Raw genomic sequence first — 9281 nt, 5'->3', positions numbered from 1 at the left:
GACGTTATTCGCTTGTGAATTGCCGATGAGACGACTCCTCGTCGGCATTTTGGACATTAATCGTTTGTGAATTGCCGATGAGAGTGCTTCTCGTCGGCATTTTGGACGTTAATCGTTTGTGAATTGCCGATGAGACGACTTCTCGTCGGGATTTTTGACGTTATTCTTTTGTGAAATGCCGATGAGACACTAAATTCAATTTAAGTACTAAAAAGGATCCAGCATTTAAACTGAATCCCTTTAATCAAAATTTAATTATCATCTAATTCCTGAACTTGATAAAGTTTATAATAATTACCTTGCTTTTTCATTAATTCATGATGTGTCCCTTCTTCGATTATTGCGCCGCCTTCAATTAACACAATGCGATCTGCGTGTGTAATCGTTGATAGTCGGTGAGCAACAATGAAAGTAGTACGATCAGATGCCAATTTTTCTAATGCTTCCTGTATTAAACTTTCACTTTCCAAATCTAAGGCAGAAGTCGCTTCATCCAAAATTAGCAATGGTGGATTTTTTAAGAAAATTCGTGCAATTGCAATCCGTTGTTTTTGTCCCCCTGAAAGCTTCACACCTCTTTCTCCAACAAGTGTGTCATACCCTTTTGAAAGTTCTGTGATAAACTGGTGAGCATTTGCTGCTTTAGCTGCAGTGATAACTTCTTCATCTGTAGCATCAGGATTACCCATTCGAATGTTCATTGCAATCGATTCACTAAATAAAATATTATCCTGTAAAACCATTCCTATTTTATCCCTTAGTGATCTTGCCTGAACATCGCGAATATCCTTACCATCAATTAGAATTCGACCTTTTGTAACATCATAAAATCGAGGAATCAAGCTAATTATGGTGGATTTACCACCACCACTCATACCAACAAGTGCTACCGTCTCACCCTGATTCACATTTAGCGATACATCGTTTAATACCAAATCTTCCTCTTCTTCATAACGGAACGAGACATGATCAAACTCCACTTTTCCATCCACCTGTTTTAACGGCGTTGCATGTGGTTTGTCTTTAATATCGTAATCTTCATCAATAAATTCAAAGACACGCTCCATCGAGGCAATCGACTGAACCAATACAGTTGAGGAACTAATTAACCTGCGTAATGGACTGTACACACGATCCATATAACCTACAAATGCTGCAATCGTACCTACAGTTAAATCTGAAGTGATCGCAAAATAACCTGCAAAGCCAATTACTAATAATGGAGCAACATCTGTAATGGTATTCATCACTGCAAAAGTCTTGGCATTCCAGGATGTGTGATCAATTGCTCGGTCTAAGAAATTTTGATTTTGTTTATCAAATTCTTTTTCCTCATAATCTTCAAGGGCAAAACTACGAGTTACTGGAATTCCTTGTACTCGCTCATGTAAATGTCCTTGGACTTGTGCCAATGCTTGCGATCGTTTTTTTGTTAAATCACGTAGTCTTCCGTAAAATATCTTGACAGAGATTGCATATAAAGGGAATAACGCTATTGCTACAATCGTCAACCAGACATCCATAAATAACATAATGATAATGGCAATTAAAATGGTGAACATATCTAACCAAATGTTCATAAGTCCTGTCATAACAAAGTTTTTCGTCTGCTCGACATCATGAATTACTCTTGAAATGATCTCGCCTGTTTTCGTTCGTGAATAAAACTGCAAACTAAGGCGCTGAATATGATCAAACAATCTGTCGCGAATATCATATAGAATTTTGTTCCCTGTCCATTGTGCTAAATATTGACGATAATACTCAATTGGTGGTCTTAGTATAATAAACAAAGCTGCAGATATACCCATCAACCAGAATAATTCTGTCAATTTTTCGTCAGATGTCAATCCTTCTGCACCAATTATATCGTCAATAACATATTTCACAATTAAAGGCATTAAAAGAGGGATACCAAATTTAAAGATCCCAATTATTACAGTAATTAATATCTTCCACTTATATGGGAAGACAAATTTCATATAGCGCTTTATACTATCCAATCAACTTCACCTCTTTTCTTGATGACTTTCATGAGCGATATGTCAAGTAAAACTCGTACCATTGATCGACAAATTCTGCCGAAAACGGACCTTTTCGTTGCCTGATCCAATGCAATAAGTATTCTACATTGTTCCATAAAATTTTATCCAATACTTTAGGATAATTCATCAGCTTTTTGTGCAAATCATATTCATCTTCATCTAACAGTGTGTATGTCATATCTGGAAATACTTTCACGTCTAAATCATAATCAATATATTTAACCGCTCCATCTTCAAAAACAAACGGCGAACTAATGTTGCAATAATAATAAATCCCATCATCACGTAACATTCCGATTACATTAAACCAATACTTCGCATGAAAAAAGCAAATGGCAGGCTCTCTTGTCACCCATGTACGTCCGTCACTTTCGGTCACAAGTGTTTTATCATTTGCTCCGATCACACGATTACTCGTTCCTTTTAATACCGTCGTTGTATCCCAGACACGATGGAGTTGACCATTATGTTTATAGCTTTGGATTTGGATGATTTTTCCTGGCTCGGATGTCTCCATACGTATCTCCCTTTCTTGAATATCATAATAGTAACCATTATAACGATAAATATTTACAATTGAAACTAATACAATTCTCATTGGTATTAAAAAATTTACAAAAATCGAGTGAAAATTACCTCTTATTACAGCTGACGAAACACCGGCTTTCTCCTAACAAAAAAACTTGGCCCCTCCACTGGAAGAGCCAAGCTTTCATTTGTATAATTATTTTTTGTTGTTTTGTGACTTTTGGTTTTGCTGGCGAACTTCTTGTGCATTTGTTTCGCTAGCAAACTCAGTGCCATACTTCCCTTGCCCTTGAGCAGCTTGTTGGTTTTGACGTTTTACTTCAGCAGCATTTGTTTTACTTGCATTGTTTGCTTGGTTTGCTGGATTTGCTTGATTATTACGTTTAGCCATCAATATCACCTCCACGACAATTAATTTGCCCAAGCAGATTCTTTTTTATCCAAAAAATATTGCTTTTTTAAAAGAGGGATAAAGATTCGTTTACAAATGGTATATACCGTTACAATTGTTTATATATATTTTGATGGGATACTGGTAATGGATATTTGCTAATTTCAGATTTTGACATTAGTTTCATGTTTTTGTTTAAACTTATTTTTCCTCTTACCTTAATCATTTTTACATGTAAATACCAGGTCAAATGTGAAAAAACGTGTTTTACAGGCTCCAACGTTTCGACAGTATCTATATCTGTTTGATATTTTTCCTGAATAAATACAGATAGATGATTTTCATCAACTTCATTAGTGCTCACCATAGGGAATTGCCAAAGCTTAGCAAGTAAACCCTGTTCAGGTCTTTGTTCAATAATAAAATTTCCAGCATCATCTTGGATAACCAGTGCAAAATAAGTATGTGATGATTTTTTCGTTTTTTTCTTCTTTATTGGCAAAGTCTGTTCCACACCATCACGATAAGCTACACAATGCGCTTGTACAGGGCACAATAAACAGCTTGGACTTTTTGGAGTACAAATTAAGGCACCCAGTTCCATCATCCCTTGATTAAATGCAGAAGGATTATCTTGGGAAATCAACTCTCGCACTACTGATTCAAACGTATTTCGTGTTTTTTGTTTGGCTATGTCTTCTTCGATTCGTAAAATTCTTGATAGAACACGCATGACATTTCCGTCAACGGCTGGCTCTGGCTGGTCAAATGCGATACTTAATATCGCCCCTTTTGTATAAGGGCCAACTCCTTTTAAATCACCTAGTTGTTTTGGATCGTTTGGAACATCTGCATCGTACAGTTCCACAACCTCTTGGACTGCAGACTGTAAATTGCGTGCACGGGAATAATACCCTAAACCTTCCCATGCTTTTAATACATCTTGCTGATCCGCATTAGCCAAAGCTTCTAGGTTTGGAAAATGTTTCATGAAGTTTTGAAAATATGGAATAACGGTGTCGACTTTTGTTTGCTGTAACATAATTTCTGAAACCCACACTCGATAAGGATCCTGATTTTCGCGCCATGGCAAGATTCTTTGTTCACTTTCAAACCATGTGATTAGATCCTCTTGGAATTGGGGTATATTGATAGTAGACGTGTAATTCAAAGTTATTCATCCTTTATCACAGTATAATGGTCGGTAAGTTTTGCTTATAAACGTCGGAAGAGATAGCGTCTAACTGATTCACTTTATGATACAATATTAACTAAGAAAGGGGACAGCTAAGATGGATACTGGCACACATATTGCAATGGGCGTTGCTTTAGGTGGTTTTGCTACATTAGATCCAGTAGTACAACAAGATCCCACCTTATTTACCGCTGTCATCGTAGGTACGATTATTGGTTCCCATTCGCCTGACTTTGACACGGTGCTCAAATTACGAAATAATGCTGTCTATATTAGACATCATCGAGGAATTACTCATTCCATCCCAGCTGTCATTTTCTGGGGTATTCTAATTTCATCAATCATCTATTTATTTGTACCAGAGGTAAACTTTTTACATCTATGGCTATGGACATTTTTAGCAGTTATTCTGCATGTAGTCGTGGACATACCTAATGCGTATGGTACGCAAGCATATCGGCCATTCACAAGAAAATGGATTGCCCATGGTTTTATAAGTACATTCGATCCTTATATTTTCAGTCTACACATGATTGGGATTATTGCCTGGATTTTGGGTGCTACACCTGGATTCACTTGGATCATGATCTATTTTATTATTGTATTGTATTATATTAAACGTTATATCGACAAGCGGGAAATCGTCAAAATAATACATGAGCACTTTGAACAGGTCGAACAAATCGCAACTTCACCGACTACTAAACAAAACTCTTGGCGAGTGGCGTTTAATACGGATCAACATCATTTTGTTGGCAGGGTCGAAGATGGACATGTTGAAATAGACGATAAGTTTCACCGACTTCCCGAACCTGAAAATTCATTATTTGAATTAGCAAGAACCGATAAAAACATTTCAGCATTTTTATCTTTTTCACCGATCTATCGTTGGGAAATCAATATGTTTGATGATTTTTCAGAAATTCGTTTTATCGATTTGCGTTACCGTTCTGACGGTCACTATCCATTTGTAGCTGTTGTACAAATCGATGATAACATGCGGATTATGAATTCATACACAGGCTGGGTGTTTTCAGAAGAGAAATTACAAAACAAATTAAATATGGATAGTAATCCAATTTAAAAGAAGCTGGGACAAATTAATTTTTTAATTAGAAAAATCCAAACGATTAGGCTTTTAAATCGTTTGGATTTTCATGCGTATTAGAAACGAACTGCGCAATACTCGGTGTATATTTATTATACAAAGTGGTAATTTTGAAATGTATTGTGAGATAAACATCCGCTCCGGCTGCCCACTTCCCTTTCCGTGGGGTTTTACCTTCAGCTAACTTTTTTGAGCAAAGAACGCTAAAAAAAGTGGATCTTCAGGTAAAACATTCCCACAGGAGTGAAAGTGGGCGGCCTGCGCTAGTATATTTGTTCTACAACTATTGTGAAAGGTAACATTATGATCTGTTACTTTAAAAAATCATTGTTCTACATGATATAAATAATATTATACTTCCTCATGCTAGCGTTGTAGAATCCTAATTAGCGGAGGCGTCCGCTTCTACTCCTACGGGATGTTTTTATCCGAAGATCCACTTTGGTAAGTGGTTTTTACTTACCAAAGTTAGCTGAGGAGAAAAACCCGTGGAAAGGGAAGCGGACAAGCCGTAGCGATTGCTAAGCACACACATCATGTCAAAATAATTATGACTTTTCCTCTTTTTGCTAATGAATGGGACGGTTACTTCCATTTATTAATTTTTGATACTTAGGATGCCTTTTGATGAAATCGTCCAAACTTGCACCATATTGCTGAATCCAATAGCGTACAATTTTTTGTGTCACTTCTGCTCCTTCATATTTTCTACCAGCTTTGGCTCTGGTCGTTTCAAAATCTTCCCACAATAGCTCCACCCAACTTCTTGCTTCGAGTATTGTTAGCGAGGGGTTTTTCTCTTGCAGTTCTTCGGCCAATCGTTGTATTTCTTCTTGCATGTTGCTCCCTCCACTATTATTTTTGTTTATCGCCTAAAATGGAAAGGGGGACCGCTTCTTCTTCTTCAAATTTTTGCCCCAGTAAATTAATTCGGTGTCCCCAGGCGAACACACCATTGATATAGGTTATCTCAAATGTTTGACCAGGGTCTCCCGCTAATTCATACCGCATTCCTTTTTTAAATTCTGCTGGATTTACTAAATAGGCTGCCGCCATTTGCATTTTTCTTTGTATAATTTCATATTCACTTACATTTCCCCATTGTTCCGCTTTTTGCAGCTGCTCTTTCAAGCTAGCAACCTCTTCTCTTAATTCTTCTACTGTATAGGAACTGTATCTTCTATCCATTCTTCCACCACCATCTTGATTTCTAGTTTAATTTTAGCATGAGATTCGTTTCGGTCAAAAGCTTAGGCTCATTTTATTTTTTTCTTGATACAAGAAACGTTATAATGAAAGCAACTCAATAAAAAGGATGTTGATTAAGCTTGATAAAATTATTTGCCACAGACCTTGATGGTACACTATTAAAACATGGTAATTTCATTAAGGAAGAAGATATTGCAGCCATTCATCGACTGCAGGAACAAAACATAGACTTTGCGATAGCGACGGGTCGCATGGACCGCGATATTAAAAAGATTTGTTCAGAAATAAATCATGACGCACATCGAATCAGTCAAAACGGGGCATTCGTTGACTCGAAAAGTAATCAAGCCCTTCTTGCCAAAACATTTGATGCAGTTACAAGTAATGCCTTACACAACGTTATAAGTTCATTCTCGAGTCCATTCAGTATTACAACAGCAGATGAATCATATATTTCGAAGAAGACACCTGAATTGAAGGCGATGGAATCGATTCTCTATTTCCCATTGGTAGAAGGTGTAGATTTCGCTGATCAATATAACGATGCTTTTTTACCTAGTAAGTTTATGTTACTAGGCTCGGAAAAAGATATTATAGTATTACAAGAAAAAATCAATGAGCAATTTAAGGATGTCAGTGAAACCTATCTATCTGATCCAAGATGTGTGGATATCGTTCCAAAAGGTGTCAGTAAGGCCTTGGGATTACGAACGCTTGCTAAACACTTAGGTATAGATCCGGAAGAAATGGCGGTAATAGGTGATTCATACAATGATATTCCGATGTTTGAAATGACTCCTAATAGCTTTGCAATGAGCACCGCTCCAAAATCAGTTCAAGAAAAAGCGGCACATGTCGTCGATGATGTTCATCAGGCAATAGAGTGCCTGACACATTTAGTAAATAACTAAAATAAAGTAATCCTTACAAGCGGTTGCTATGCATTCGCTTGTAAGTTATTTATTAGTCTTCGTTTACATACTCTTCTATAAAGCGATTAATCAATTCTCCTGCAAAACCTTTTCTATATAATCCTGCTTTCACCTTCTGTTTTAAAGCAAATCCGCTGTCTTTTTTTTGATATTTAGTCACCAACTTTTCACCTTGAAATACAATAGCATTGTATTCCTCATCATGATCTCGTTCCACGTCCAAACTGTTAATAACTTCTGAAATAACATCAAAAGTAAAACCCTTTTGCAGGAGAGTTTGCTTCACACTATCTTCCTGTTGTTTAAAAGATTTTTTAGTTGAACTATTTAATTTCTTACGTGCCAATTTCTCAACTTTTTCAAACTGTTGCTCAAATGAATAATGTTTTAAAGCTTCTTCTATAAGTGGTGCTTGTAGCCCTTTATCCATTAACTCTTTTTTGATCAACATAGGTCCTTTACTGGAAGTTTGAACACGAGTCCGAACCAAAGCTTCACTAAAAGCTGTATCATCGAGTAATTTTTCTTTCTTCAAGCGATGGATTACTTCTTCAATATAAGTATCTTCAACCTCTTTCTTTTGTAAATAATCGATTAATTCTTGTTCAGAACGCATTCTGAAACTTAAATACTTCACAGATAGGGTATACACTTTATAAGAGGAATCTTGCTCTTGAATTTGTTCAATTAATTCAGGTGTTAATAGCATACCTTTTCGTAAATGATAGTCAATAAGGATATCCTCATTGACACTAAAGCCGTAATATTCTTGATTATTTTCTGTTAAAAAAATGTTATAACGGTATTTTGATTTTTTTTGGGTTGTTATTTTGGTTATTTCCGGCACACTTATCACCTCAATTCTATTTTACCATTCAAACATTTGTTCTACAATTTATAACTGGAGGGATTTCAATGAACATTGCTATTACAGGCGGAACAGGATTCGTTGGTGAACATCTTACAAAAGCATTAACATCTAGAGGAGACGTAGTATATATCTTAACGAGGTCCCCTAAAAAATATATCAATACCTCTTTCGTAAAGTATGTCGGATGGTTATCAGATGAAAGCCAACCTGAAAACGAACTGCCTGAGCTTGATGGCATTATCAATTTAGCTGGAGATTCATTGTTTGGTTATTGGACCAAAACGAAAAAAGATAAAATTTATCAGAGCCGAATCAATGCGACCTATGCAATCGATAAACTAATAGCTAACTTAGAAAACAAGCCTAAAGTCTTAATCAACGCTTCAGCAGTTGGCTATTTTGGTACCTCAGATGAAAAAACATTTACAGAACAGTCTCAAGAACAAGGAAATGACTTCCTTGCTGAAGTGACAGATGCCTGGGAAAAAACGGCAATGCAAATCAGATCACATAATGTCCGTACTGTATTAGCCAGGTTTGGAGTTATTTTGGGTGAAGAAGGTGCTTTACCTTTAATGTCTCTGCCTTTTCGATTTCTAGTGGGAGGCAAAATAGGTAGTGGTAATCAATGGGTATCATGGATTCATATTGATGATGTTGTCGGAATGTTACTATTTGCCTTGGATCATCCTAAAATAGAGAATGTTTTACATCTGACTGCACCTAATCCGGTTCGCAACAAAGAATTATCTGCTAGTTTAGCTCATGTTTTAAATCGTCCAAATTGGTTTCCGACACCCAGTTTTTTATTAAAAGCTGGTTTAGGAGAAATGAGTATATTAATTGTTGATGGACAAAAAGTGCTACCTGAAAAAGCACTAGAATTCGGCTATAAATTTAATTATTCTACCATCGACGAAGCACTTAAGGAAATTTATGATTAAAGGTAATAATAGATGAAATTCCGTTATATTACGTGCTGAGGTTAAGATAATGTTATAT

At 36.3% G+C, this 9281-nt stretch carries 10 protein-coding genes; 3 read left to right on the top strand and 7 right to left on the bottom strand.

What is annotated here, in order from left to right:
- Nucleotides 1-251: 251 nt before the first annotated feature.
- The 4 genes from BUC25_RS15100 to mutY form a co-directional block, all read right to left on the bottom strand.
- Nucleotides 252-2003, bottom strand: coding sequence for an ABC transporter ATP-binding protein (locus BUC25_RS15100; protein WP_073202719.1), 1752 nt, complete (start codon nt 2001-2003; stop codon nt 252-254).
- A 28-nt stretch (nt 2004-2031) separates the two neighbouring features.
- Entirely contained in the window at nt 2032-2562 is a 531-nt protein-coding gene (gene ntdP, locus BUC25_RS15095; RefSeq protein ID WP_073202718.1) for a nucleoside tri-diphosphate phosphatase, read from the bottom strand.
- Between the two features lie 207 nt (nt 2563-2769).
- Complete coding sequence (locus tag BUC25_RS15090) at nt 2770-2964, bottom strand: gamma-type small acid-soluble spore protein (RefSeq protein ID WP_058305621.1); 195 nt, start codon at nt 2962-2964, stop codon at nt 2770-2772.
- Between the two features lie 109 nt (nt 2965-3073).
- Nucleotides 3074-4135 (bottom strand): A/G-specific adenine glycosylase, encoded by a 1062-nt coding sequence (mutY, locus tag BUC25_RS15085; RefSeq protein WP_073202717.1) that lies wholly within the window; start codon nt 4133-4135, stop codon nt 3074-3076.
- 121 nt (nt 4136-4256) lie between these two features.
- Here mutY and BUC25_RS15080 point away from each other — a divergent pair, with 121 nt between their 5' ends.
- A complete protein-coding gene (locus BUC25_RS15080) occupies nt 4257-5243 on the top strand; it encodes a metal-dependent hydrolase (protein ID WP_073202716.1) in 987 nt (328 codons plus the stop codon).
- A gap of 593 nt (nt 5244-5836) precedes the next feature.
- Here the strand turns inward: BUC25_RS15080 and BUC25_RS15075 are convergent.
- Both BUC25_RS15075 and BUC25_RS15070 read right to left on the bottom strand, forming a co-directional pair.
- Nucleotides 5837-6106 carry a YfhJ family protein gene (locus tag BUC25_RS15075; RefSeq protein ID WP_073202715.1) on the bottom strand — a complete coding sequence of 90 codons (270 nt, stop codon included), beginning with the start codon at nt 6104-6106 and terminating at the stop codon, nt 5837-5839.
- A 16-nt stretch (nt 6107-6122) separates the two neighbouring features.
- Nucleotides 6123-6455 (bottom strand): YfhH family protein, encoded by a 333-nt coding sequence (locus BUC25_RS15070; RefSeq protein WP_073202714.1) that lies wholly within the window; start codon nt 6453-6455, stop codon nt 6123-6125.
- A gap of 140 nt (nt 6456-6595) precedes the next feature.
- Between BUC25_RS15070 and BUC25_RS15065 the strand changes: the two genes are divergently transcribed.
- Entirely contained in the window at nt 6596-7387 is a 792-nt protein-coding gene (locus BUC25_RS15065; RefSeq protein ID WP_073202713.1) for a Cof-type HAD-IIB family hydrolase, read from the top strand.
- A 52-nt stretch (nt 7388-7439) separates the two neighbouring features.
- Here BUC25_RS15065 and recX read toward each other — a convergent pair whose 3' ends face one another.
- Entirely contained in the window at nt 7440-8255 is an 816-nt protein-coding gene (recX, locus tag BUC25_RS15060; protein ID WP_073202712.1) for a recombination regulator RecX, read from the bottom strand.
- A gap of 68 nt (nt 8256-8323) precedes the next feature.
- Between recX and BUC25_RS15055 the strand changes: the two genes are divergently transcribed.
- Nucleotides 8324-9223, top strand: coding sequence for a TIGR01777 family oxidoreductase (locus BUC25_RS15055; RefSeq protein WP_073202711.1), 900 nt, complete (start codon nt 8324-8326; stop codon nt 9221-9223).
- Nucleotides 9224-9281: the final 58 nt, after the last annotated feature.

Source organism: Gracilibacillus kekensis (genome assembly GCF_900143085.1).
GTDB lineage: Bacteria > Bacillota > Bacilli > Bacillales > Amphibacillaceae > Gracilibacillus > Gracilibacillus kekensis.
This window is presented reverse-complemented; position numbering and strand designations above follow the sequence as displayed.

Coding starts and splice junctions, on each gene's coding strand:
- ntdP (WP_073202718.1), bottom strand. CDS start 2,562: ATGGAGACATCCGAGCCAGGAAAAATCATCCAAATCCAAAGCTATAAA.
- BUC25_RS15090 (WP_058305621.1), bottom strand. CDS start 2,964: ATGGCTAAACGTAATAATCAAGCAAATCCAGCAAACCAAGCAAACAAT.
- BUC25_RS15080 (WP_073202716.1), top strand. CDS start 4,257: ATGGATACTGGCACACATATTGCAATGGGCGTTGCTTTAGGTGGTTTT.
- BUC25_RS15075 (WP_073202715.1), bottom strand. CDS start 6,106: ATGCAAGAAGAAATACAACGATTGGCCGAAGAACTGCAAGAGAAAAAC.
- BUC25_RS15070 (WP_073202714.1), bottom strand. CDS start 6,455: ATGGATAGAAGATACAGTTCCTATACAGTAGAAGAATTAAGAGAAGAG.
- BUC25_RS15055 (WP_073202711.1), top strand. CDS start 8,324: ATGAACATTGCTATTACAGGCGGAACAGGATTCGTTGGTGAACATCTT.